The organism is Dermacoccus nishinomiyaensis, from assembly GCF_900447535.1.
Taxonomy (GTDB): Bacteria; Actinomycetota; Actinomycetes; order Actinomycetales; family Dermatophilaceae; genus Dermacoccus; species Dermacoccus nishinomiyaensis.
This window is the reverse complement of sequence record NZ_UFXX01000001.1, coordinates 2,276,860-2,300,356: the sequence shown is the minus strand read 5'-3', so window position 1 is coordinate 2,300,356 and position 23,497 is coordinate 2,276,860. Positions and strand designations below refer to the sequence as shown.

Sequence of the window (23,497 nt, the reverse complement as noted above, 5' to 3'; positions counted from 1 at the left end):
GGGTGTCGGAGATTGTGGAGGAACGATCGGAGCGGACGGATCAGGGCGTCGGGGGCTCGGGGCCCACCCCGCCCTGGTCTGGTGGCCCGCCGCGCCCCTCGAGCGCGGTGAGGACGGCGTCGATCTGCATCGGGGTGAGAGCGCCGCGCGCCGAGCTGCGTTGCGCGGTCGCGAGCGCGAGCGCGCGGTAGGTCGGGGGAATGTCGAGTGCCACACCAGTGTGGGCGAGCGCCTCGAGCATGTCGAGGTGACGCGTCAACGTGCCCGCGTCGCCGCGCGCGACGGGGCCCGTCAGCGCCTTGTCGCCGCGTTCGAGGGCGTTGTCGAGCGCGGCCTCGAGCAGCGGACGCAGCAGGCGGCCCGGGTCGTCGACGTCGATGCGGCGCAGCAGCTCGCCGGCCTGCGCGACGAGGGTGACGAGGTGGTTCGAGCCGTGCGCGAGCGCCGCGTGGTACTGCGTGCGATCGGCCTCGTCGACGGTGAACGGCTCGCCGCCCATGTCGAGCACGAGCGCGTCGGCGACCATGCGGTGGTCGGGCATCGCCGTGACGGCGAACGGGCAGCCGGCGAGGCGCGTCAGGTCGACCGCGGTGCCGCTGAACGTCATCGCCGGGTGGATCGCGAGCGGCACCCCGCCGGCCTCGACGACGGGCGCGAGCACGCCGATGCCCTGCGCGCCGCTCGTGTGGACGACGATGCGTGGGCCGAGTGTGCCGGGGAAGTCGAGGCCGTGGACCAGAGCGGCGAGTTCGTCGTCGGGCACGGTGAGCAGGACGAGATCGGCGGCCGCTGCGACGCCGGCCGGCTGCTGGACGGAGACTCCGGGCAGCAGCGCCTCAGCCCTCTCGCGGCTCGCCTCGGACACACCGCTGACGGCGACGACGTCATGCCCCGCCTTGCGCAACGCCGCCCCCAGCACCGCACCGACTCGCCCCGCACCGATGACGCCGACGCGCAGGCTCGGCGCACCCGGGAGCGGGGTCGGCTGCTCGAAAGTCACCCGCCCAACGCTACTCCCGTCCGCGAGGTCCTCGAATCACTGCGGGGCCGTGTGCTCGGTGAGGGATGCGCGTTGGTCACTCGACGGGGGCGCCCGGCGCTCGATGCGTGCGTTTCGGGCCGCTCGACGGGACGCGGCGTCGCACGTCGGGCCGTCAGTGCGGGCGACTCGTTTCGATGCGCTGCCGGCGCTCAGGCGCGGGGCAGTCGCTCGATCAGATGCGTCAGCTCACGTCGCGAACAAACGCGGACGATCGGCAGCTGAGGTCGTCGAGCTGCGACGTCGCCGATGAGCCCCCGGTAGCGCGCGTGGCCCTGCCACGACCAGCGCACGATGTGCTCGGGGTCGGTGAAGAAGGTGCGCAGCGGGCCTTCGGTGTTCCCGTTCCACAGTTCTTGGCGAAACAGACGTCGCCGCAGCGTCCGGCTGACGACCTGCCGCGTCACGGTGCCGCGCGGCAGATCGAGCCAGATGAGCAGTTCGGCGCGCTCGGCGAGCAGGCCACGCACCTCGCTGTATTGCCACTCGGTGACCCACGCCTCGGTCGCGACGAACCGCGCGACGTCGTCATGAAACTGCGGGCGCGGTTGCCACCCGGGGCCGTGGAACAGCGCGTCTATCTCATGATGCGGCACCCCGATCCGATCGCTGACGAGCGCACACGCCGTCGTCTTGCCGCTGCCCGACGGCCCCGCGATGATGACGCGTCGCGCCGGCGGCAGGTCGGCGTCGAGCGAGAGGAAGGGCATGGCCCCATTCTGCCGCTGTCATGGTCGGCACATGGGCGGTCGACGCGTGGGCGCGACGTAGAGTCGCGACGTGACGCAGCAGTTCGAGAACTCCGACATGCCGGTGAGCCACGCGGTGCCGTGGCGCGACGCCTGGCAGGCCGCGCTCTACGGCCGTGACGGTTTCTATCGACGTGACGAGGGCCCCGGGGGCCATTTTGCGACGAGCGCGCAGGGCATTCCCGGCGTCGATGAGGTGCTCGCGCAGGCGATCGTCGCCATGGCCGAACGCATCGACGCGGACGTTGTCGTCGACTTCGCCTGCGGCCGTGGCGAACTGCTCGACACCGTCAGCCGGTTCGTCGATGACGTCGACCTCGTGGGCGTTGACGTCGTCGAGCGTCCGCCCGAACTCAGCAGCCGCATCGCCTGGGTGCGTTCTGCGGGAGGGGCGTCGATTCCGTCGCTCGACGTCATCGCAGGTCGTCGGGCGTTCGTCGTCGCGCACGAGTGGCTCGACGTCGTGCCGTGCGACATCGCGGAGGCTGACGACGACGGTGTCCTGCGCGAGGTACTCGTCACGCTCGACGGGGACGAGACGCTAGGTGCCCCACTCCCTCCCGACGCCGCCCGGTGGGCCGCCCGTCATGCCCCAACGGCGATGCCTGTCCACGTCGGCGATCTTCGTCCACATTCGTCGGCGGCCCAGCCCACGATCGATGCCCCCGACGATCCACCGCCCCACCCCGTGCTTGACGACGCCCTACCTCCGGCCGATGGCCGCGATAACGCCAGCCGTCGCGAACCCGGCGAGCGCGTCGAGATCGGCATGACGCGTGATGCGGCCTGGACGGCGCTCGTCGCGGAGGTGACGCGTCATGCCGCGGCTGGCAGCGTCGTGGTCGGAATCGACTACGCGTCCACGAGCGGTACGCGGCCGCCGTTCGGCACCCTCACCGGCTTCCGTGACGGCAGCGAGTGCGCGCCCGTTCCCGACGGTTCGTGCGACGTGACGGCGCACGTCGCGCTCGATTCCCTCGATGTCGACGACGTGCGCACCCAGCGCGACGTACTGCTCGAACTGTTCGGCGAGCTGGCCCTGGAACCCGTTCCGCTCGCCCTCGCCTCGAGCGACCCACCCGTCTACCTCGCTCGCCTCGCGGCCCGCTCGGCGCTCGCGACGGCCACGCATCCGGGTGGCCTCGGAGCCTTCGCGTGGTTCACGCGCACGATCGGCTGACGCGGCCGCCGCCACCCTCGACCACCCGCAAACGCCCGTCGTGCCGGGTTGTCGCCCCCGCCTGGCACGATCAGCCTCGAGACGCGCCACCTGGCCGCGTCCGGCGAGGGGGAGTCGAACGGAGCCGAGCGTCAGGACACCGATTCGGCCGCCTTGCGCGCGCGATAGGCGGCGACGTTGGCGCGGTTTCCGCACCCGCGATCGCAGTAGCGGCGGGAGCGGTTCTTCGACAGGTCGACGAGCACTCCCCCGCAGTCACCGGCGCACATCTTCAGGCGGTCGAGTTCGTCGGCGCGGATGACGTCGACGAACGCCATGACGGCGTCGACCGCCATGCGGCTCGCCAGTGGCGCGTCGGACGGCGTCGCGTGCAGGTGGTAATCCCACTCGTCGTGACGCACGAGTTGCGGCAGGGCACGGTACTGCAGCATCACCTCGTTGACGAACGCGACGAGTTCGTCGCGCGACAGTGACCACGCCTCGAGGAATCGGGGGCGCAGGGCGCGCACCTCGTCGAGTTCGGCGTGCGTGCGCTCGTGCGTGCCGGTGTACCCCCAGGACTCGACGAAGGCGTCGAGGTCGGCGATCTCGGTGAGGGTGTCGTCGGGCGTGGCGGTGTTGACGAGCGCGGCGACGGACAGCAGACCGTCCTCCGTGTCATGACCAAAGGGCATTTTGACTCCTGACCTCTTCCAGGTCTAACGTAACCGGTGTTCCTGGTTTTGACCACTTACACGAGAGTTGGAGGTGTTCCCCCATGGCTCCCAGCCAGATCGCACACGACATCGAGCCCATCCCCGTCGCCACCCGCAGGCGCGCGGGCCGATCCGGCGCGATGTCCCACACGAGCATGGGCCTCATCATCGCCATTGTCTCGTGTGCGGCGTTCGGCACGTCCGGTTCGTTCGCGAAGGCACTGCTCGGCTCCGGGTGGACGCCCGTCACGGCCGTCGCGGCCCGCATCAGCATCGCAGCGCTCGCGCTCGCCATCCCGACCGCGATGGCGCTGAGTGGGCGCTGGCACGTGCTGCGCGACAACATCAAGCCGATCGTGCTCTACGGCATCTTCGGCGTCGCCGGCTGCCAGCTGTTCTACTTCAACGCCGTCACGCACGTCAGCGTCGGTGTCGCACTGCTCATCGAGTACCTCGCGCCGATGCTGCTCGTCGGCTGGGCGTGGGCGCGCTACGGCCGCACGCCGCGGCGCTTGACGATCGCCGGGACGGCTGCGGCCATCGTCGGGCTGCTGTTCGTGCTCGACGTGTTCAACGGTTTCAGCGTCGACCCCATCGGCATCGCGTGGGCGCTGGGCGCCGCGCTGTGCCTGACGGTGTACTTCGTCATCGCGGGCGACGAGGAGTCGGAGCTGCCCCCGATCGCACTCGCCGGTGGCGGCATGAGCGTCGGCGCCGTCATCCTGCTCGCGATGTGCGCACTCGGCGTGCAGCCGGTCTCGGTCAGCACCGCCGACGTCACGTTCGCCGGTTCGCAGATGCCGTTCTGGGTGCCGGTGCTCGGCCTCGCGCTCATCGCTGCGGCCCTCGCCTACGCGACGGGCATCTACGCCGCCCGCGCCCTCGGCACGACGGTCGCGTCGTTCATCTCGCTGCTCGAGGTGCTGTTCGCCGTCGCCTTCGCGTGGATGTTCGTCGGCGAGGCTCCGACGCTCGTCCAGGTCTTCGGCGGCGCGTTCATCGTCGGCGGTGTCGTGCTCGTGCGTCTCGACGAGTCGCGTCACGCGGAGAGCTTCGGCCCCGTCGTCGCGGCCGAGCACGACGCCGAGATCGAACGCTGGCTCGACGAAGTCCGCCCCACGCGCGACGAAGAGTGCGTCACGCGCTGAGCCGCTGAGGGCCTACGGCCGCCACGACGCTGTCGCCTCGGCCCGGCATCGACACGAGGTGCGCAACCCACCGGGGTTGCGCACCTCGGAGCCGAAACGCCGCCATGCGGGATCACAGCCCTGAAGGACCGCGCTGAGAGCCGAAAGCCCGCATGGTGGAGTTTCAGCCCCCACCCGACGTTCGCGCACCGCACCGCACGCGCGCGCCCGAGGCTCCCCACCACCCCGATATACCGGCGCGTGGCGCACGCCCGCGCCGTGATGGCCCCGGCGCTACTCGCAACGTCAGTCCTCAGCCGCAACTCGGCCACCACGGCCCCCAGGTCACCTCGCCACGTCGTCGTCTGCCACGTCGTCACGCCTCGCCGCCCACGTGCCCCACTCCATCAGGGCGCGGCGCCGCGGCGGGCGTCGTCGCGTTTGGCAAACTGGGGGCATGTCGTCTCCTGCGTCGTCCCCGCGTGAACTCACCGTCGGCATGGGCGCGGGTGGGCTCGCGACGTCGGACATGGTGCTCAACATCGGCCCGCAGCATCCGGCGACGCATGGCGTGCTGCGCCTACGCATCACGCTCGACGGTGAGCGCATCACGAAGTGCGAGCCGATCGTCGGGTACATGCACCGCGGCGCCGAGAAGTTGTTCGAGGTGCGCGACTACCGTCAGATCCTCGTGCTCGCGAACCGTCACGACTGGCTGTCGGCGTTCAGCAGTGAGATCGGCGTGGCCCTCGCCGTCGAGAAGATGCTGGGCATGGAGGTGCCTGAGCGCGCGACGTGGACGCGGACGCTGCTCTCCGAGTTGAATCGCGTGCTCAATCACCTCATGTTCCTCGGTTCGTATCCACTCGAATTGGGCGCCATCACGCCGATGTTCTACGTGTTCCGTGAGCGCGAAGAGCTACAGGGCGTCATGGAGGAAATCGCGGGCGGCCGCCTGCATTACATGTTCAACCGCGTCGGCGGCCTGCGCGACGACATTCCGGCCGGGTGGCTCGATCGCGCCGCGGCGGCCGTTTCTCTCGTGCGTTCACGCATGCCGGAGATCGAGAGCTTCATCGTCGGCAATCCGATCTTGAATGCGCGGACGAAGGGCGTTGGCGTCGTCTCTCGCGAGATGGTCGAGCAGTACGGCATCACCGGGCCGATCGCGCGCGCGTCGGGCGTCGACGTCGACCTGCGCCGCGACGACCCATATCTCGCCTACGGTGAGCTGTTCGCTCCGGGCGGGCCGGGGCGCGTCATCACGCGCTCCGAGGGTGATTCGCTGGCTCGTCTCGAGGTGTTGCTCGATCAGACGCATGTGTCGCTCGATCTCGCGGACGCCTGCATCGAGGTGTTGCAGAGCTTGCCGCCGGGGCCGGTGAACGTGAAGTTGCCGAAGGTGCTGAAGGTGCCTGAGGGCGATGGGTATGTGGCGACGGAGAACCCGCTCGGTTTCAACGGGTATTACATCGTGTCGCGGGGTGAGAAGACGCCGTGGCGGTTGAAGTTGCGTTCGGCGTCGTTCAACAACATGGCGTGCCTCGGCGAGGTGATGAGGGGGCAACTCTTGGCCGACATGGTGGCGATCCTGGGGTCGATGTTCTTTGTGGTCGGGGACATAGACAAATGAGTCCCGCCGAGCGGAGCTGAGGCCGACGTCGGAGCTTGCGGAGCATGCCGGCCTTGGCGCAGCGAGGTGGGTCTCATTTATCAATCAGATATCGACAAGTAGATGCAGCCCTTGCGCACGGTACGGGCCCGGCCTTAGCGCCAGGCAGCGACACCGCCCCATCGTTCGTCCGAGCCACGCCGGATCGCGCGGCCCTCGTCTCGCGCACCGAGAAAACCTACGATTCCGTAGGTGGGCTGCTGCAAAAGCGATGTGTGTCACGTCACATGGGGTTACGCTCAGGTAGGGCCTGCGCCCGTCGACCCCCTGTTTCGACCCTCAGGAGTTGTTTTCCATGAGCAAGCACTCAGTTCGCCCCGCCTCTCGCACCCGCCGCGGTCTTGCATCGGTTGGCGCCCTCAGCCTCGTCGGCGGAGCTGCCCTCATCGGCATGGCCACCACGGCGAGCACTGCGTCCGCTGCGACCTCGTCCATCAACTACAAGTGCCAATTGACGAACCAGGGCCTCGAGCGAACCTTCACGGACCCGTGGACCGTGACGATGACCGCAGCTGTGCCCACCAATGTGGCACCGGGCGCGGCGATCCCCGCCCCGAAGATCACGGCGAAGGTGACGACGGGCAAGGACGCCGCAGACCAACTGCGTGGCCTCGGCGTGAAGACCATCAGGGGTACGGCGGCAGCGGCGTACACGTTCGGCGGCACCGCCCGCTCTGTCGACCTGACGATCCCCCAGGTCTCGGTGCCCGCGAGCGGCGGCGTCGTGACGAACGCGGAGGGCACCGGCCAGGCAGAGACGGCCCCGGCTGCGGCGGGCACGGTCGATGTCAAGGCCGGCAGCTTCACCTCGAACCAGACGACGGATTCGGGCTTCATCCTCAACATCAGCTGCGCACCGGCAGCGGGCGCCAACACGACGATCGCGACGATCAAGGTCGGTAATGCTGCCCCGTCGACGAGCACGTCGACGTCGACGTCCACCTCGACCAGCCCGACGTCGTCGAGCTCGACCACCACGTCGACGAGCCCCACGACGAGCACCAGCCCGACGGCGCCGTCCACGAGCACGGCCAGCTCCACGGCGATGCCGTCGCCGTCGCACACGACGGGCGGCGGTCAGGGCCCGAAGGTCGAGACCGACTACGTCGGTCACGACTCGATGAACCTCGCCGGCATCGGCCTCGCTGCGGCGGGTGTCGTCGCCATCGGTGGCGCGGCGTTCGCCGGACGTCGAGAGAACTGACGCCAGCCGGCGGGCCTCAGCACCCGCGCCCCGCATGACGATGGGGCCCGTTCACCACGAACGGGCCCCATCGTCATGCGGCCGGCTGTGAAGCGGCCGCGAACTCTTGACCACCTGCGCGGTTCACGGTCGGCGCGTGCAGCCGTCCACCGATCCAGCCTGCAAGGGAGCGGGCTTGCGCGTCAGCGTTCGTCGTCGGGAATCGTGCACCAGCGCTGCACGAGGAACCCCAGCACGCTGAGCACGACAGAGCTGATGACGAGCACCCCGAGCAGCAGCACGGCCGAACGGACGGACGGCACGCTGAGGCGCGCGAGCTGGGTGACGGCCTGCCCCGCATACCATCCGGCGAGGATGCCGCCACCGATGGCGGCCGTCTGCGAGAGCACGACGATACGTCGGGCCGTGTCGGGCGCCACCGTCTCGCGCCCCTGGACGACGGCTGCGGCGGCCGCGCGGATCTCGCTCTCGTCGGACCCGGCGCGGCGCGCGGCGTCCGCTTCCTTCTTCGCCTTCGTGCGGGCGCGCACCTCGTCGCGGATGCGCCATCCGCCTGCGACGAGCAGCCCGCACGCCGCGAGGACGACGAGCACCTCCCACCACGAGTGCTGCGGCACGGCGCGCCCACTGTTGCGCATCAGCTGCAGGAGGCCGCCGCTGATGAGCGCGACGAGCAGCCCCGCGACGACGGCGGTGACCGGTCGGACGGGCTTCATGTCAGGCCTTCCTCGAGGTCGATGTGGTCGTCGTCGTCCCACGACGGGCCGCGGCGCACCCCGGACGCATCGACGCGCTGCACGGCGTCGAGCAGCGGCAGGACGCCGTCAGGGGTGCGCACCGCCATCCACGGCGCCGCCTGGGCCCACGGGACGAGCACGAACGCGCGCTCATGAGCCCGCGGGTGCGGCAGGGCGAGGGGCGACCATGACGCGTCCGCCGCGCCGGCCTGCACCCCGTCGCGCTCGTCGGCGAGCACGATCTCGTCCTCGCGACCGGCCTCGCCGAGCGTCACGACGTCGAGGTCGAGGGTGCGCGCGCCCCAGCGCTCACCGCGGACGCGGCCGTGATCGGCTTCGATGCGATGCAGCTCGCGGATGAGATGCCCCGGCGCGAGGCGGGTGACGCCGACCACGACGGCGTTGAGGTAGTCGGGCTGCGCGACGCCCCCGACGGGGTCGGTCTCGACGAGGGGCGACACCTGGGTCACCTCGAACCCCTCGAGCGCCCGCAGCGAGTCGAGCGCCGCGCGCAACGTCGCGACCCGCCGTCCGAGGTTCGTGCCCATCGCGATGACGACGCGGCGGCGCTGCTCGCGGCGAACGCTCACCGACGGGCCTGCCAACACCCCGGTCGACGGGGTGAACGCGACACCTGCGGGAGCGTGCGGCTTGTGGACGGTGACGTCGACCGCCTCGACGATCTCCCACGCGAGGCAGGCGTCGGCGACGCGCTCGGCGAGCGTCTCGATGAGATCGACCGGCTCGCCGGAGCACACCTCGACGGCGCGCGCGGCGACGTCGGCGTACGACAGCGACGCCTCGAGATCGTCGCTGCGGCCCGCGGGGCCCAGGTCGGCGTCGAGGCTGATGTCGAGCACGAACGGCTGGGGGATGCGCTTCTCGAAGTCGAGCACGCCATGGCACGCCGTCACGGCGAGGCCGGTGAGGGTGATTCGGTCACTCATCGGGGCATACCTCCGCTCACTCGCTCCCCGGACGACCGAGGCGCCACGGCCCTGCGCGCCGTGGCGACGACGTCGAGCGCTGCGAGCGTCGACGGGACGTCATGCACGCGCACCCCCCATGCGTCGTGCTGTGCGGCGAGGACGCTGGTCGCCGCCGTCGCGGCGTCGCGCGCGGCGGGCGGGACGGACGCGCCGTCCGCGATGAGCTGCGGCGTCCGCCCTGCGACGCCGAGAAAACTCTTGCGCGACGTGCCCCACAGCACCGGCAGCCCGTCGACGTCGAACTCGCCCATGCGCGCGAGCAGTTCCCAGTTCTGCTCGGCCGTCTTCGCGAACCCGAAGCCGGGGTCGACGACGAGCCTGCCGTCGCGGACGCCGGCCTCCCGCAGCGCGGCCACGGACTCGGCCAGCTCGCGACACACATCCGTGACGATGTCGTCGTACGCGGTGTGCTGCTGCATGTCGACGGAGTGCCCGCGCCAGTGCATCGCGACGAACGTCGCGTCACTCGCGGCGGCGACGTCGCGCATCGCTGGGTCGGCGAGCGCGCCGCTGACGTCGTTGATGATGTCCGCTCCGGCAGCGACGGCGGCCTCGGCGACACTCGCGCGCATCGTGTCGACACTCACGCGCGCACCCGCGGCGGCCAGTTCACGCACGACGGGGATGACGCGTCGGGCCTCCTCGTCAGCGCTGGGACGCTGGGCTCCCGGACGGGTCGACTCGCCGCCGACGTCGAGGATGTCGGCGCCCTGCGCCACCAGCTGCAGGCCGTGCTCGACCGCGGCGGCCGCGTCGAACCAGCGTCCGCCGTCGCTGAACGAGTCGGGCGTGACGTTGACGACTGCCATGACGAGCGGACGCCGCACCGGTCCATCCGCACGCGGCGACGAACCGTCGAGCGCATTGCCGTTCGAATCACCTGGAGACGAACGATCCGTGCGCATCTCACTCATGCGTTCCTCCGACGAGTGCGTCACTTGCCCATGACGAGGCTCATCGCCTCGGCGCGGGTCGCGGGGTTGCGCAGTTGGCCGCGGACGGCCGAGGTGATCGTGCGCGCGCCCGGCTTGCGGATGCCACGCATCGACATGCACAGGTGCTCGGCTTCGATGACGACGATGACGCCCTGCGCGTCGAGGTGTTCGACGAGCGCGTCGGCGATCTGTGTCGTCAGCCGCTCCTGAACCTGCGGGCGCTTCGCGAACACGTCGACGAGCCGCGCGAGCTTGCTCAGCCCCGTCACCCGGCCGGACGTGGACGGGATGTACCCGACGTGCGCGACGCCGTGGAACGGCACCAGGTGATGCTCACACGTCGAGTAGACCTCGATGTCGCGCACGAGGATGAGCTCTTCGTGGTCGACGTCGAACGTCTTGACGAGCACGTCCTCGGGGTTCTGTCGCAGGCCCGCGAAGATCTCCGCGTAGGCGCGTGCCACGCGGGCGGGCGTCTCGACGAGCCCCTCGCGGTCGGGGTTCTCCCCGACCGCGAGCAGGATCTCGCGGACGGCCGCTTCGAGGCGCGCAAGGTCGACCTCGGCGCCGACCACGTCGTGCGTCTCAGCCACGGCGCTCAGTCACCCAGGCCAGGCCCGACGTCGCTGGGGCCCTGCAGGCCAGGGCCGGCCGGCGGCTGCGGCGGGTAGAGGCTGATCTCGCCGTCGGGACGCTCGTCGGCGTGCGGGTTCTTGCCGAGGTCGATAGCGCGCTGTTCGGCGGGCGTCATGACCGGGCCGCGCGTGCTGACGTGGCGCTGTTCGCTCGAGAGCCACACCTCACGCACCGGCTCCTTGCGCACGGCGGAGAAGATCTCAGCCAGGCGCGGCGCGTCGAGGGTCTCCTTCTCGAGCAGTTCGAGCACGAGGGCGTCGAGGATGTCGCGGTTGTTGTTGAGCGCGCGCCAGGCCTCGTCGTGTGCGCCCTCGATGAGCTTGCGGACCTCGATGTCGACCATCGCGGCGACCTGCTCGGAGTACTCGCGGTTGTTGCCGCCCATGTCGCGGCCGAGGAAGACCTCGCCGCCGGAGTTGCCGAGGTGCACGGCGCCGACGTTCTCGCTCATGCCGAACTGCGTCACCATCTTGCGGGCGATGTCGGTGGCCTTCTCGATGTCGTTGCTCGCACCGGTGCTCGGGTCGTGGAACACCATCTCTTCGGCGACACGGCCGCCGAGGGCGTACGCGAGCTGGTCGAGCAGTTCGTTGCGCGTCGTCGAGTACTTGTCGTCGGTCGGCAGCACCATCGTGTAGCCCAGCGCGCGCCCGCGCGGCAGGATCGTGATCTTGCTGACCGGGTCGGTGTTGTTCATCGCGGCGGCGACGAGGGCGTGGCCACCCTCGTGGTACGCGGTGACCTTGCGCTCCTTCGCGCTCATCGGGCGCGACTTCTTCTGCGGGCCGGCCATGACGCGGTCGATCGCCTCGTCGAGGGCCTCGTTCGTGATGATCGTGCCGTTGGTGCGCGCGGTGAGCAGCGCAGCCTCGTTGAGCACGTTCTCGAGCTCGGCGCCGGAGAAGCCCGGTGTGCGGCGCGCGACCGACATGAGGTCGACGTCCTTCGCCATCGGCTTGCCCTGGGCGTGCACCTGCAGGATGTGGTGGCGGCCGCCCATGTCGGGCGCCTCCACCGCGATCTGACGGTCGAAACGGCCGGGACGCAGCAGTGCCGGATCGAGGATGTCGGGGCGGTTGGTCGCCGCGATCAGGATGACGCGCGTGCGGTCGTCGAAGCCGTCCATCTCGACGAGGAGCTGGTTGAGCGTCTGCTCACGCTCGTCGTGGCCTCCGCCCAGGCCGGCGCCGCGGTGGCGGCCGACGGCGTCGATCTCGTCGACGAAGATGATGGCGGGGCTGTTCTCCTTGGCCTGCGCGAACAGGTCACGCACACGGCTCGCACCAACACCGACGAACATCTCGACGAAGTCAGAACCTGAGATCGTGTAGAACGGCACGTTCGCCTCGCCGGCGACGGCGCGTGCGAGCAGCGTCTTACCCGTGCCGGGCGGGCCGTACAGCAGCACGCCCTTGGGGATCTTGGCGCCGATCTTCTCGTACTTCTCGGGGTCGGCGAGGAAGTCCTTGATCTCCTTGAGTTCCTCGACTGCCTCGTCGGCGCCCGCGACGTCGCTGAACTTCGTCGTCGGCATGTCCTTGCTGTGCAGCTTCGCCTTCGACTTGCCGAACTGCATGACCTTCGAACCGCCGCCCTGGGCCTGGCTCATGAGGAACCAGAACAGACCGACGAGCAGCAGGATCGGCAGGATGTTCATCAGCAGGGTGACGAAGATGCCCTGACGCTGCGGGTCGTCCGTGTATCCCTTCGGGGGCGTGTGCGCGCTCAGGGAGTCGACGACCTGCTTGCCGCGCGCGTCGACGTAGTCGGCCTCGACGCGCTTGACGTCCTTGAGCTTGCCGATGTCCTGCTTGTCCTTCAGCGTCAGACTGACGCTGTCGGGCGTGACCTTCGCACTCTCGACCTTTTCGGCGTTGATGAGGGAAATGGCCTGCGAGGTGTCGATGCGCGAATACCCGCCGATGTTGCTGAACATGTAGAACAGCAGCGCCACGGCGAGCGCGAGGACCACGTACAGGCCCGGCGTGCGCATGATTTTCTTAGCGTTCATCTGTTTGCGGGGCGAGCCCCGACCCTCTCATCGAAGAAGTGCCAGTCAACAAACCGCCAACGCGCGGCGCGGCGGCGATGTTCCCGCTCCCTGCGCGCGACGACAGCAGATGCGTCTCGATAGGACAGTGTGACCCACTGAACGCGCCGCTGCGCCGCGGGTTCGCGCACAGCGCAACCGTGCGTCGTCCGGCGCGGCCGGTGGCGACGCCGGCGTCAGCGCCGCGAGGACGCTCGATCAGGAGTACACGTGCGGCGCGAGCGTGCCGATGTCGCGCAGGTTGCGGAACTTCTCGTCGAAGTCGAGCCCGTAGCCGACGACGAAGGAGTTGGGGATGTCGAATCCGACGTACTTGCAGTCGATCTCGACCTTCGCAGCCTCCGGCTTGCGCAGCAGCGTGCAGATCTCGACCGACGCGGGGTTGCGCGACTCGAGGTTGCTGCGGATCCAGCTCAGCGTCAGGCCGGAGTCGATGATGTCCTCGACGATGAGGACGTGGCGGCCGGAGATGTCGGCGTCGAGATCCTTGAGGATGCGCACGACGCCGGAGCTCTTCGTCCCCGAGCCGTAGGAACTGACGGCCATCCAGTCCATCGGCACCGAGCCCGGCAGCGCTCGCATGAGGTCGGCCATGACGAGGATTGCGCCCTTGAGCACACCGACGAGCAGCACGTCCTTGCCCTCGTAGTCACGCCAGATCTGCGCAGCGAGCTCTTCGAGCTTCGCGTGAATCTGTGCCTCGGTGAACAACACGTTCTCGAGGTCGTTTCCCATCTGGGAAGAGTCCATCACCGGCTCCTCGTCGTCTCTGCCGGTCTTGCCGGCGCTCGCCACCGCGCGTGCTCGCGGGCGGCCGTCCACGTCATTCTCCCTTGCGGCGTGGGCTGATGGTCATCTCGCCCCCGACGCGTCGAACCTCAACGCTACCCGGGACGTCGATCGGCCCCTGCCCCGACCAGGCGACGAGCAGCCGTTCGACGTCGAACAGGTGCCCGCTCGACAGTTCGGCGTCGCGGGCGCCGTGCAGGACGAGGAGGCGGCGCAGCGCGCGGATGCGCAGCGCCGGGTCGAGCCCGGCCAGCGCTACGACGCTCCACGTCGCTGGCCAGGCGCGCGAGTCATCGGTGCCCGCGGAGCGCGCGAGCGCCTCGTCGGTGAGGCGGTCGAGCAGGTCGGCGTCGCGGCCGGCGGCCGCTGCCGTGCGGAACAGGCTGCGGCGCAGTGTCGGTGCCGCGAGTTCACGTTCGAGTGCCGCGAGGGTGTGGCGCGCGCGCACCCGGCTGAAGGCCGGGTCGTCGTTGTGCGGGTCGTGCCATGGTTCGAGGCCGAGCGCTTCGCAGGCGAGCTCGGTGTCGACGCGCCGCACCGGCCCACCTGGCACGATCTCGGGGCCGAGCAGGAACGGTCGCAGCAGGCGCGCACGGTCGGCGCGCATGCCGGCGAGCGCTCGGGTGCCGCTGCCGCGCATGAGGCCGAGCAGCACCTGTTCGGCCTGGTCGTCGGCCGTGTGCGCGAGTACGGCGCGCGCCGCGCCCACTGCGTCCGCGACGTCGAACAGCGCTCGACGACGGGCCGCGCGGGCGGCCGCTTCGAGCCCTTCCGGCGCGTCGGCGTCGACGATGACGGCGACGGTGCGCACGTCGTCGTCCGCGAAGCCGAGCTGGTCGACGCAGGCGCGGCGCGCGCGTTCGGCGACGTCCGCCGAGCCCGCCTGCAGCCCGTGGTCGACGATGACGACGTCGACCGCGACGCCCTGCTTCGGCGCCTCGAACGCGAGGGCCGCGGCGAGCGCCATGGAGTCGGCTCCCCCGCTGACGCCGGCGACGACGCGCCGCTCACCCGCGGCATCACTCGAGAACGTGCGCTGCAGCGCGGTGCGGACGGCGAGGCGCGTCAGAGCGACGCTGGGGTGCGGGCCACTCATCGGAACAGCGACCCGTGGATGCGTTCGACCCACAGCTGAGGGCGCTGGATCTCGGCGGGCGTCGGCAGGTTCTCGGGGGCGGCCCAGACGGCGTTGAAACCGTCGATTCCCACCTTTTCCTGCACGCCGCGCACGAACGCTGCGCCGTCACGGTACTGGCGCATCTTGGCCTCGAGGCCCATGAGGCGTCGCAGCAGCTTGTCGATGTTGCCGAGACCGGCGCGGCGGTCGCCGAAGCGGGCGCGGATCGTCTCGACGCTCGGCACGATCTGCGGGCCTACGTCGTCCATGACGACGTCGGCGTGGCCTTCGAGCAGGGACATGACGGCGGCGAGGTCGGCCATGCGCGTGCGTTGTTCGGGGGTGGCGAAGATGTCGCTCAGCCCCATCGAGCCCTCCTTGAACGCCTCGGGCACACGTTTGGCGATCTCGCCGACGCGCGTCGCCATCTCCTCGGGCGTCGGCGCCATGTCGACGAGCAGGTCTCGGGCGGCGCTGACGACGTGCTCGCGTAGCCAGGGCACGGCGGTGAACTGCACGCGGTGCGCCTCTTCGTGCAGGCACACCCAGAGGCGGAAGTCGTGCGGGTCGACGTCGAGTTCGCGTTCGACCTGGACGATGTTGGGCGCCACGAGCAGCAGCGACGGCGTGCCGCCGGGTGCGATGTCGTACTGACCGAGCACCTTGCTCGACATGAACGCCATGAGCCCGCCGATCTCTCCCCCGCTCACCTTGGCGGTGATGGCGCGCGCGACCGGCCCGGCGGCGCGTTTGGCGGTGATCTTGTCGACGACGGGCGCGATCATGCCGTCGAGGGAGGCGATGTTGACGTCGACCCACGCGCTGCGGTCGACGACGCGCACCGCGCCGATGTCGTCGGGCGTGACGAGCTGCGCCGTCTGCGCGACTGGATCGTGGGCGCGGCAGGCGGCGTCACGCAGTTCGGCGACGGCGTCGCTCGCTTCGGCGGCACTGAGGCGCGGGCCGCCGCGATGCAGTTTCTTGCCCGTCGTCGCGGCGAAACGCCAGTCGATGTAGCTCGGTTCACCCATGCTGCTCACGCTACCGCGCGGCGCTGACAGCCCCTTGACGGTCGCGAATCGCCCGGCGTCGAGTCCGAGAGCCCACGACGGGGCGGCACGCTCAGACCTCCGTCGTCTTGACGGGGCGGGCGCCGAGTTCGGCTTCGAGACGGAGCAGGCCGGGACCGTCGCCGTCGATGAACTTCAGACGCCCGACGATCTGCGAGACGGTGGCTTCTTCCTCGATCTGCTCGAACGGGAACCAGCTGAGCAGCGGACGGGAGTCGAGGTCGCCGATGTGAGCCCGCCACCTCGACGGACTCCATCGCGTGACGCCCAAAACGGTTCGCGCACCGAGGTCAGTCGACGGGCCAGCGGTAGGGCGTGAGATCCCGTAGAGAGGCGACGTCCGTCGCCGTCACGAGCACCTCTACGTCGAGGTTGTTCGGTGAGAGCTGTTGCACCGTGGCAGCAAGAACAGCGGCCAACGGCGAGCACGATCCCCGCCGAAGTCACTGTGAGCGTCAGGGTCGTCGCCTATGAGGCGAAGCACTGCTGCGCGGCTTGGCGACCGATGCCGAGGGCGGCGCCGATGATGGCCGAGGTGACCGGAGAGGCGCCCATGGTGGCGCTGGCGCCATCTCGTTCGGGCGACCCGTCGAGGTGCCGCCCCATCGGGTGCTACGTCGCCTCGTCAGCGTTGGCCGCGACCTACCGGAAGGACCGTCATGACGTCTGAACCCATGAGCGCGCAGCAGGAATACGACTTCTATGCCGACGCAGCCAACCAGCAGCCCCAAGGCGCGCCTCGTCGGCGGAAGGGAACGGCTGAGCACACCCGTTCCGGTCCGCTTCCCACCCGAGCTGCTCGAAGAGGTCAGGAGCGCCGCTCGAGCTGACGATCGGTCGGTCTCGGCTTGAATCCGCCGAGCCGCCGAGCCGTCGAGCACGAACTGCGCCGAAGCGCCTGAGCGGTGCGTCCGTTCTGGCAGCCTGAATCCACGGTCAACATGAGCGGCGACGCGACAGCCGGCGATTCGACAACGCATGCTGCCGAGCGTCAACACGTGCTGAGTTCAGGGCAGCTTCGTCAACTCGGTGACGAGGTGATCAACGGCCGTCTTGGCGCCGATGGCGCCGTCGGAGAACGTGCCGTTCGTCGTCACCGCGAACACAAGGGGGTGGCCGCTCTTCGTCGTCGCCAGGCCCGCCAGCGATGACGCGTCAGGCAACGACCCGGTCTTCGCCCGCACGAGACCGGCGCCGTCCTGCGACTCGGCGCGCATGTATCGATCGTGCAGGGTGCCGTTCCACGCCGAGACCGGCAACCGCTCGATGACGCGCGCATACGTCGCATCCTTGCCCGTCGATGCGCGCGTCAGCACGTCGCCGAGCACCCGCACCGGCAGCGTCGTGCCCGACGACAAACCGCTCGTGTCGACGAGCTTGACGCCGCTGACGTCGACGCCCTCACGCTTGAGCACCGACGTCACCCACGTGCCCCCCGCGGCCGAATCGCCGTGCACGCCGTCGAGCGCCGCAGCCTGACGGGCGAGGGACTCAACCATCGAGTTGTCCGAATCCTGCAAGGCGAGCCCGAGCAGGTCGAGCACCGGCGCCGACGTCACCGACCCGAGCTGCTGCCCCGCCGCCGGCTTCGTCACGTTCTTGCCGTACGTCGCCGTGATACCGCGCTTGCCGAGCTCCTTGACGAATGCCTGCGCGGCGTCCTTCGTCGGGTCGGCGACGGCCGGGGTGCGGTTGTCGGCGCGCTCGGAGGCGAGCGCCAAGGTCGTGATGCGCGCCGTGAAACCGTAGCCGAACAGCGCGTCCTCCCACCCCTTCGCCTTGTTCGGCCCGGGCGCGTAGGAGGTGTTCGTGTCGACGGTGACCTTCGTGACGCCCTGCTTCTTCAGCGCCGCCGCGCTCTGCGCCGCGAGGTCGCCGAGGCCGGCGCGACCGGCGACCTTCGTCGCATCGCCCGTCCCCTCGGCGAGGGTCATGTCACCGCCGGCGACGAGCTCGACGGTGCTGCCCTCGAGCGTCGCCCGCGTCGTCAGCCCCTTGTCGAGGTCGAGTTTGCTGTGGGCAATCGCGAAGGCACTCGCGAGCTTCGTCACCGACGCCGGCGTCGTCGCCTTGCTCGAATCGTGTTCGTAGAGAACGGTTCCCGTCGACGCATCGCGTACCGTCACCGCCGTCGGCGAACCGAACCAGGGGTTCTTAAGCGACGCCTCGACCGACTTCTTCACCTCGTTCGCGCTCGGCGCGGCTCCGACGCTCGCCGACGGCAACGGCGCCGACGCGGCCTTCTGCAACGGCTCATACGTCTTGCCCTCGACCGTCACGGCCTTGGGGGTGTTCGTCGGCGCGAGCGTCAGGACGCCCGGCACCACGTCGTAGGCATCGAGGGCGCCGTACCCCGCGAGCGCCGCCACGAGCGCACCGCTGACGGCCCACGTCCGCTTCTTCATCGGGGCACCACCTTCATCGTCCTGCTGCCGCGCCATCGCACGTCGATGACGAGTTTTTCATCCGCGCCCCGGTACGGAACACTAAGGAACGACCATTACACCAGCTATCCGGAGGGCACGAACCATGGAGTTCGACGTCACCATCGAGATCCCGCGCGGCACACGCAACAAGTACGAGGTCGACCACGAGACGGGCCGCATCCGCCTCGACCGCATCCTGTTCACCGCGATGCACTACCCGGCCGACTACGGCTACATCGAGGACACCCTCGGTGAGGACGGCGACCCGCTGGACGCGCTGCTGCTCATCGACGAGCCGACGTTCCCCGGCTGCGTCGTGCGCGCCCGCGCCATCGGTGTCTTCCGCATGGTCGACGAGGCCGGCGGCGACGACAAGATCCTGTGCATCCCCGCGGGCGACCCGCGTCAGGACCACGTGACGGACATCAAGGACGTCTCCGACTTCACGCTCAAGGAGATGTCGCACTTCTTCGAGACGTACAAAGCGCTCGAGCCGGGCAAGTCCGTCGAAGAGGGTTCGCACTGGGTCGACGCCGCGGCCGCGCAGAAGACCGTCGAGGAAGCGCTCGAGCGCGCCAAGGCCGAGGGCATGACGACGGCGCGCTGGGCGATGCCGGGCCACGACGCCCACGAGACCGAGCGCTCCATCGACAAGGCACCCGGCGACTCCCAGGCCGAGAAGCCGACGAAGTGACCCACCCCTGAGCGTCACGCTCAGCGACGCCGCAGCCCCCGTCCGAGTTCGGACGGGGGCTGCGGCGTGTTCTGGCTCTTGGGCAGGGTTGACGATGCGAGATGAGATCCGACGTGGTTTCGGCAGCGTCAACCAACCTGCGCGAATGTGGACGTAGATCGCCGATGTGGACATGAATCGCAGGGGCGCAGGCGGGTCTGCGCGACCTGCGGGGGCACGAGAGTGCTGCGTCACCGGAACGCCTTCAATTGCTGCTGCGGCGGTCAATACCCCGTCTATCGTTGGCACATGAACCAGGGGGCGAGGAACCACGGCATGCGGAAGGCCGCGACAATGCTCGCGGTGGCCATGACGTTGAGCGCGGCGGCATGCTCATCGAACGACGACGGATCGAAGAGCAGCGGGTCGTCAGGCGCCGGGTCGTCCAAGGCGTCAGGGGCCAGCGGTTCTCAGGGCGCCTCGGGCGCGTCGTCGGCGCAACCCGGCTCGTCGAACGCGCCGGGCCTCGCGGCCGGCAAGAGCATCGACATCGGTGGTTCGGGCGACATCCTCGTCCACGTGCCCGTGCGCGACGACGCCGCGCACAATGCGGCGGCGAAGGGCGCGAAGGGCTACGACTTCGACCCGATGTTCGCCAACGTCACCAAGCCGATCAGTGCGCTCGATCTCGCGATCTGCCACATGGAGACGCCGCTGTCGACGACGAACACGAACCTTTCCATCCCCGCGACGCTCAGCTTCAATGTCCCGCACGAGGTCGCCGGATCGTTGAAGCGTACCGGGTTCGACGGCTGTGACCGCGTCGGCAACCACGTCATCGACCGCGGCATCCAGGGCGTCGGCGAGACGAAGAAATCGCTCGACGACGCGGGTCTGAAGAACCAGGGCCCGACGCCGACGCCGAGCACCGGCCAGAGCGCCGTGATGTACGACGTCAAGGGCGTCAAGGTCGCGCAGCTCGCGTACTCGTACACGACCGGAAACGCGGACGCCTCGAACACCGTCGTGCCGCCCGAATGGCCCTGGCTCAAGTATTGGCAGTTCCCCGTCGTCAAGGCCGAGGGCATCCTGGCCGACGCGAAGAAGGCGAAGGCTGCGGGCGCGGACGTCGTCGTCCTCAGCATGCACTGGGGCAAGGAGTACAGCATCCCGGCCTCCACCGAGCAACGCGAACTCGCAGCGAAACTGCTCGCGAGCGACGACGTCGACACGATCCTCGGCACGCATGTCCACGTGCCGCAGTCGTGCGAGAAGATCAACGGCAAGTACGTCGTCTACGGCATGGGCAACTTCCTGAGCAACCAGGGTCCGAGCGTCAATTCGAGCCTCAAACCGTCGACGCAGGACGGCATGATCGTCGACGTGAAGCTGACGAAGGGTGACGACGGCAAGGTGACGCAGCAGCTCACCTACCAGCCGACGCACGTCAACCTCGCCGGGCACGTCATCGAACTCGCGACGCCGACGAAGAACGCCGACGCCTACGGCCGTGTCAAGGCTGCGATGACGCAGCTTGGCAGCAAGTGCGACGCCACCCCCGCGAGCTGACTCGACGTGTCGCCCAGCTGAGCGAGTGCTCCACTCTCACTTGTAGAGGTTGAGCCCCCCGGCGTCCATGTGCACGGTGAGGTGGTCGTCGAGGACGGGGCGCAGTTCCGAGGTCGGCGCGGAGTACAACTCGAGCGAGTCGACGATCACCCCGTCGGGGCTGTTGACGACGATCCCCGGAACGCAGGTGTAGATGTTGTCGTGATCGCTCGCGTTGCTCGCATCGATGCGGACACTCGTGCCGGCGCCGTTGTCGATCGACATGGACACCTGATAGCGGCGAAACGACCCCGTGCCGTTCGATTGCGCCGAGTACACGACGGGCAGCACCGCCACGACCTTCGGGTTGAGACGGATCTCGATCGTCTCACTCGCCATCGGCGCAGGCGGGCTCTGCTTCTTGCGCCCGAACAGTCCCCCACCGGTGCGTGCCGTCCGTGCTCGTCCGACGTCGCCGAGATGCGTGACGGCGCCGTCCGAGGAGCGCTGCGTGGCATGGGGCTGCTCCTTGGTCCCGAACGTCGCGACCGTCTCGTCGTGGCCGTCGGCGTAGCGCACGAGAGCGAAGACGTCGTAGTCGGTGGCGGCCGGCCACTCGATGCGAGCCGTGATGACGGGCGACTTCTCGATCGAGACACGCTGCCCCTTCGTCAGGCTGATCGCCCCCGTGCGTTTGCCGAGATCGACCGGGCCGCTCGACGACGGCATCGGCGCAGCGGCAGGCGGCGCAGCAACAGGAGGCGCAGCCACAGGAGGCGTGGCGGGGAGCGGTCCAGCTGTCGAGGCGGCCGCGAGGGGCGTCTGAGGCGTGTCGTTCTCGACGCTCACGCCGTGCTCGCGCAGGAGCGCGGGCAGCCCGCCGTCCCATCCTGCGGAGACGTTGCGCACCTTCCAGGCGCCGCCTCGCAGGTAGATCTCGACGAGCACCGCCGCGCGTTCGCTCGTGAATCCGGTTGCGGTGACGGCGTACTGCTCACCGTGCGCGTCGATCGTGACGGCGAGCTGCGGGGACGAGGCGAGCGAGCCCGGCGCCGCGTCATCCATCGCGACGGCGACGGCGAGACGTTCGATCTGCGGCGGGAGCGCGGACAGGTCGACGGTGATGTCACCACCATCGAGACGCACCGCGCCCTCGGGTGAGCGGGGCTGGTTGTAGAAGACGAAGTCGTCGTCGGTGCGCACGACCCCGTCTGCGGTCAGTTGCAGCACCATGAGGTCGACCGTGCCCGGCTGGGTGCCGACGACCGTGATGGCGAGGCCGGTGCCGCCGAGGGGCGCGTTGGCTCCCTTGCTCAACTCGTTCATTCCGCCACCCTGGCACAGGCTCGCGACGGCGGAGGGGCTTACGCGCGGGTAGCACCTCGGTGTTCGGCCGCCCCGGCGCGCTCGGTGCGGCGGCGGGAGACGCCCGCGCGCAGGTGCGCGTAGTCGTCGTCGGCGAGGACGACGTCGTGGGTGCGGCGGCGGTAGTGCCACATCATCGCCAGGCCCAGTGCCCACACGAGGTACTGCACACTCATCGCCTTGCGGAACGCCTCGACGTCGTACGTCGCCGGGCCGCCGGGGGCGACGTGGTCGAGCACGAGGCCGATGAGGACGATGCACGTCACGGACGCGACGTAGCCGCCGACGTTGACGATGCCGTTGGCGCTGCCGATGCGTGCGGCGGGGTTGAACGAGCGGGCGACGTCGAAGCCGACCATCGAGCCTGGTCCGCCGAACGCCATTGCGATGCACAGGAGCACGAGCAACCACAACGGTGCACGGCCGGGCCACAGCAGCACGATCGTCCACAGCGTGATGACGGTGAGAACGACGGCGAACACGGCGACGGAGCGTCGGTGCGGGAAGCGGGCGGTGAACGTGCCCATGAGTGGGCTCGTGACGATGATCGTCACGACCATGATGCTGAGCAGCGTGCTGGCGGCACCCTCGGACAGGCCCTGCCCCTTCGTCAGGAACGGGAAACCCCACAGCAGCATGAACACATTCATCGAGAACTGCGCGGTGAAGTGCGCCCACAGGCCGAGCTTCGTGCCGGGCTCGCGCCACACCTGCGCGAGTGTCTGCCCGACGGCGCGCAGGCGGATCGAGTCGCGGCGCTCGTCGTGCGTCGGCGAGTCGATGACGACGAACCACATGACGACGCCGAGGACGACGCCGAACGCCGCCGCGCCGAGGTACGTCGTGCGCCACCCCAGGCTGTGCAGGCTGACGGCGAGTGGGCCTGCCGCGAGGAGTGAGCCGAGCTGGCCGGCGAACCCGGTGATCTGCGTGACCATCGGCGCGCGTCGCACCGGAAACCACAACGCCGCGATGCGCAGGACGCACACGAAGATCATCGCGTCGCCCATGCCGACGAGGACGCGCGCGCCGATGCCCTGCGCGAACGTCGACGCGAACGCGAACCACGCCTGCCCGAGCGTCATCGTCAGCGTTCCGGCGGCCAGCAGCTTCTTCGAACCGAACTGGTCGAGCATCGCGCCGACGGGCACCTGCATGACGGCGTAGACGAGCAACTGCACCATCGCGAACGTCGCGAGTTGTCCGCTCGAGATCCCGAAGCGCTGCGCCGCGAGGATGCCCGCGACGCCGAGCGACGTGCGGTGGAACACGGCGAGGACGTAGACGCTCACCGCCGCGGTCCAGATCGCCCAGGCGCGTCGCCCACCGAGCGGGGCGACAAGTTTCGAGGTGGGCGTGTCAACGGGCGCGGCGGTGTGGGACGTCATGGTGACGCCAGTTTAGTTCGGTTCTCGATGTTGCCCGGCGTCGCTTCTACGCATGCGAGCGACCCCGCCGCAGCCACGATGCTCTGAGCGGGCCCCGGCGGCAACGCT

Annotated in this window: 21 protein-coding genes and 1 pseudogene; 6 read left to right on the top strand and 16 right to left on the bottom strand. The window is 69.5% G+C overall.

All coding sequences use genetic code 11. From position 1 onward, the window contains the following. Positions 1 to 40: 40 nt before the first annotated feature. On the bottom strand, positions 41 to 1,000 hold the full coding sequence (locus tag DYE07_RS10710; protein ID WP_115296957.1) for a Rossmann-like and DUF2520 domain-containing protein: 960 nt from the start codon (positions 998 to 1,000) through the stop codon (positions 41 to 43). A 191-nt stretch (positions 1,001 to 1,191) separates the two neighbouring features. Next, positions 1,192 to 1,749 (bottom strand): P-loop NTPase family protein, encoded by a 558-nt coding sequence (locus DYE07_RS10705; protein ID WP_006943968.1) that lies wholly within the window; start codon positions 1,747 to 1,749, stop codon positions 1,192 to 1,194. Positions 1,750 to 1,819: 70 nt separating this feature from the next. Here DYE07_RS10705 and DYE07_RS10700 point away from each other — a divergent pair, with 70 nt between their 5' ends. Then, a complete protein-coding gene (locus tag DYE07_RS10700; RefSeq protein ID WP_074045721.1) occupies positions 1,820 to 2,968 on the top strand; it encodes an SAM-dependent methyltransferase in 1,149 nt (382 codons plus the stop codon). A gap of 131 nt (positions 2,969 to 3,099) precedes the next feature. On the opposite strand, the gene DYE07_RS10695 is transcribed toward DYE07_RS10700, so the two are convergent. Continuing rightward, complete coding sequence (locus tag DYE07_RS10695; protein ID WP_006943974.1) at positions 3,100 to 3,642, bottom strand: CGNR zinc finger domain-containing protein; 543 nt, start codon at positions 3,640 to 3,642, stop codon at positions 3,100 to 3,102. Between the two features lie 83 nt (positions 3,643 to 3,725). Between DYE07_RS10695 and DYE07_RS10690 the strand changes: the two genes are divergently transcribed. The 3 genes from DYE07_RS10690 (at position 3,726) to DYE07_RS14805 (ending at position 7,666) form a co-directional block, all read left to right on the top strand. Further along, positions 3,726 to 4,811 carry an EamA family transporter gene (locus tag DYE07_RS10690; protein ID WP_074045722.1) on the top strand — a complete coding sequence of 362 codons (1,086 nt, stop codon included), beginning with the start codon at positions 3,726 to 3,728 and terminating at the stop codon, positions 4,809 to 4,811. 436 nt (positions 4,812 to 5,247) lie between these two features. Further along, entirely contained in the window at positions 5,248 to 6,423 is a 1,176-nt protein-coding gene (locus DYE07_RS10685) for an NADH-quinone oxidoreductase subunit D (RefSeq protein WP_062256011.1), read from the top strand. Positions 6,424 to 6,757: 334 nt separating this feature from the next. Then, positions 6,758 to 7,666 (top strand): DUF6801 domain-containing protein, encoded by a 909-nt coding sequence (locus tag DYE07_RS14805; RefSeq protein ID WP_156444878.1) that lies wholly within the window; start codon positions 6,758 to 6,760, stop codon positions 7,664 to 7,666. 182 nt (positions 7,667 to 7,848) lie between these two features. Here the strand turns inward: DYE07_RS14805 and DYE07_RS10675 are convergent, their stop codons facing one another. The 11 genes and pseudogenes from DYE07_RS10675 to dacB form a co-directional block, all read right to left on the bottom strand. After that, entirely contained in the window at positions 7,849 to 8,382 is a 534-nt protein-coding gene (locus tag DYE07_RS10675; protein WP_115296956.1) for a DUF3180 domain-containing protein, read from the bottom strand. Further along, on the bottom strand, positions 8,379 to 9,350 hold the full coding sequence (gene folK / locus DYE07_RS10670; RefSeq protein WP_115296955.1) for a 2-amino-4-hydroxy-6-hydroxymethyldihydropteridine diphosphokinase: 972 nt from the start codon (positions 9,348 to 9,350) through the stop codon (positions 8,379 to 8,381). Before folK ends, DYE07_RS10675 begins: the two co-directional genes overlap by 4 nt. After that, a complete protein-coding gene (folP, locus tag DYE07_RS10665; RefSeq protein WP_370447742.1) occupies positions 9,347 to 10,297 on the bottom strand; it encodes a dihydropteroate synthase in 951 nt (316 codons plus the stop codon). Before folP ends, folK begins: the two co-directional genes overlap by 4 nt. A 29-nt stretch (positions 10,298 to 10,326) precedes the next feature. Then, on the bottom strand, positions 10,327 to 10,920 hold the full coding sequence (folE, locus tag DYE07_RS10660; protein WP_006944026.1) for a GTP cyclohydrolase I FolE: 594 nt from the start codon (positions 10,918 to 10,920) through the stop codon (positions 10,327 to 10,329). 5 nt (positions 10,921 to 10,925) lie between these two features. Further along, positions 10,926 to 12,974 (bottom strand): ATP-dependent zinc metalloprotease FtsH, encoded by a 2,049-nt coding sequence (ftsH, locus tag DYE07_RS10655; RefSeq protein WP_074040178.1) that lies wholly within the window; start codon positions 12,972 to 12,974, stop codon positions 10,926 to 10,928. 237 nt (positions 12,975 to 13,211) lie between these two features. After that, positions 13,212 to 13,763 (bottom strand): hypoxanthine phosphoribosyltransferase, encoded by a 552-nt coding sequence (hpt, locus tag DYE07_RS10650; protein ID WP_038571717.1) that lies wholly within the window; start codon positions 13,761 to 13,763, stop codon positions 13,212 to 13,214. A 73-nt stretch (positions 13,764 to 13,836) separates the two neighbouring features. Then, a complete protein-coding gene (tilS, locus tag DYE07_RS10645) occupies positions 13,837 to 14,898 on the bottom strand; it encodes a tRNA lysidine(34) synthetase TilS (protein ID WP_062256018.1) in 1,062 nt (353 codons plus the stop codon). Next, on the bottom strand, positions 14,895 to 15,950 hold the full coding sequence (locus tag DYE07_RS10640) for a zinc-dependent metalloprotease (protein WP_062256020.1): 1,056 nt from the start codon (positions 15,948 to 15,950) through the stop codon (positions 14,895 to 14,897). The genes tilS and DYE07_RS10640 overlap by 4 nt, the downstream gene beginning before the upstream one ends. A 91-nt stretch (positions 15,951 to 16,041) precedes the next feature. Continuing rightward, positions 16,042 to 16,215 (bottom strand): annotated as a pseudogene (locus DYE07_RS10635) (ferritin); the annotation flags it as partial. 64 nt (positions 16,216 to 16,279) lie between these two features. Beyond that, complete coding sequence (locus DYE07_RS15215) at positions 16,280 to 16,408, bottom strand: hypothetical protein (protein WP_256594822.1); 129 nt, start codon at positions 16,406 to 16,408, stop codon at positions 16,280 to 16,282. Between the two features lie 588 nt (positions 16,409 to 16,996). Next, positions 16,997 to 18,394, bottom strand: a complete 1,398-nt coding sequence (dacB, locus tag DYE07_RS10625; protein ID WP_171969843.1) for a D-alanyl-D-alanine carboxypeptidase/D-alanyl-D-alanine endopeptidase — start codon at positions 18,392 to 18,394, stop codon at positions 16,997 to 16,999. Between the two features lie 124 nt (positions 18,395 to 18,518). Between dacB and DYE07_RS10620 the strand changes: the two genes are divergently transcribed. After that, positions 18,519 to 19,109 (top strand): inorganic diphosphatase, encoded by a 591-nt coding sequence (locus DYE07_RS10620; RefSeq protein WP_006943947.1) that lies wholly within the window; start codon positions 18,519 to 18,521, stop codon positions 19,107 to 19,109. A gap of 348 nt (positions 19,110 to 19,457) precedes the next feature. Beyond that, the gene (locus tag DYE07_RS10615) at positions 19,458 to 20,657 is read left to right on the top strand and encodes a CapA family protein (RefSeq protein ID WP_237723988.1); all 1,200 of its coding nucleotides are present in this window, start codon (positions 19,458 to 19,460) and stop codon (positions 20,655 to 20,657) included. 36 nt (positions 20,658 to 20,693) lie between these two features. Here DYE07_RS10615 and DYE07_RS10610 read toward each other — a convergent pair whose 3' ends face one another. Beyond that, positions 20,694 to 21,962 carry a TerD family protein gene (locus DYE07_RS10610; RefSeq protein ID WP_115296951.1) on the bottom strand — a complete coding sequence of 423 codons (1,269 nt, stop codon included), beginning with the start codon at positions 21,960 to 21,962 and terminating at the stop codon, positions 20,694 to 20,696. 38 nt (positions 21,963 to 22,000) lie between these two features. Next, positions 22,001 to 23,389 (bottom strand): MFS transporter, encoded by a 1,389-nt coding sequence (locus DYE07_RS10605; RefSeq protein WP_115296950.1) that lies wholly within the window; start codon positions 23,387 to 23,389, stop codon positions 22,001 to 22,003. Positions 23,390 to 23,497: the final 108 nt, after the last annotated feature.

Coding starts and splice junctions, on each gene's coding strand:
- DYE07_RS10705 (WP_006943968.1), bottom strand. CDS start 1,749: ATGCCCTTCCTCTCGCTCGACGCCGACCTGCCGCCGGCGCGACGCGTC.
- DYE07_RS10695 (WP_006943974.1), bottom strand. CDS start 3,642: ATGCCCTTTGGTCATGACACGGAGGACGGTCTGCTGTCCGTCGCCGCG.
- DYE07_RS10690 (WP_074045722.1), top strand. CDS start 3,726: ATGGCTCCCAGCCAGATCGCACACGACATCGAGCCCATCCCCGTCGCC.
- DYE07_RS10685 (WP_062256011.1), top strand. CDS start 5,248: ATGTCGTCTCCTGCGTCGTCCCCGCGTGAACTCACCGTCGGCATGGGC.
- DYE07_RS14805 (WP_156444878.1), top strand. CDS start 6,758: ATGAGCAAGCACTCAGTTCGCCCCGCCTCTCGCACCCGCCGCGGTCTT.
- DYE07_RS10675 (WP_115296956.1), bottom strand. CDS start 8,382: ATGAAGCCCGTCCGACCGGTCACCGCCGTCGTCGCGGGGCTGCTCGTC.
- folK (WP_115296955.1), bottom strand. CDS start 9,350: ATGAGTGACCGAATCACCCTCACCGGCCTCGCCGTGACGGCGTGCCAT.
- folP (WP_370447742.1), bottom strand. CDS start 10,297: ATGCGCACGGATCGTTCGTCTCCAGGTGATTCGAACGGCAATGCGCTC.
- ftsH (WP_074040178.1), bottom strand. CDS start 12,974: ATGAACGCTAAGAAAATCATGCGCACGCCGGGCCTGTACGTGGTCCTC.
- hpt (WP_038571717.1), bottom strand. CDS start 13,763: ATGGACTCTTCCCAGATGGGAAACGACCTCGAGAACGTGTTGTTCACC.
- tilS (WP_062256018.1), bottom strand. CDS start 14,898: ATGAGTGGCCCGCACCCCAGCGTCGCTCTGACGCGCCTCGCCGTCCGC.
- DYE07_RS10640 (WP_062256020.1), bottom strand. CDS start 15,950: ATGGGTGAACCGAGCTACATCGACTGGCGTTTCGCCGCGACGACGGGC.
- dacB (WP_171969843.1), bottom strand. CDS start 18,394: ATGAAGAAGCGGACGTGGGCCGTCAGCGGTGCGCTCGTGGCGGCGCTC.
- DYE07_RS10620 (WP_006943947.1), top strand. CDS start 18,519: ATGGAGTTCGACGTCACCATCGAGATCCCGCGCGGCACACGCAACAAG.
- DYE07_RS10615 (WP_237723988.1), top strand. CDS start 19,458: ATGACGTTGAGCGCGGCGGCATGCTCATCGAACGACGACGGATCGAAG.
- DYE07_RS10610 (WP_115296951.1), bottom strand. CDS start 21,962: ATGAACGAGTTGAGCAAGGGAGCCAACGCGCCCCTCGGCGGCACCGGC.
- DYE07_RS10605 (WP_115296950.1), bottom strand. CDS start 23,389: ATGACGTCCCACACCGCCGCGCCCGTTGACACGCCCACCTCGAAACTT.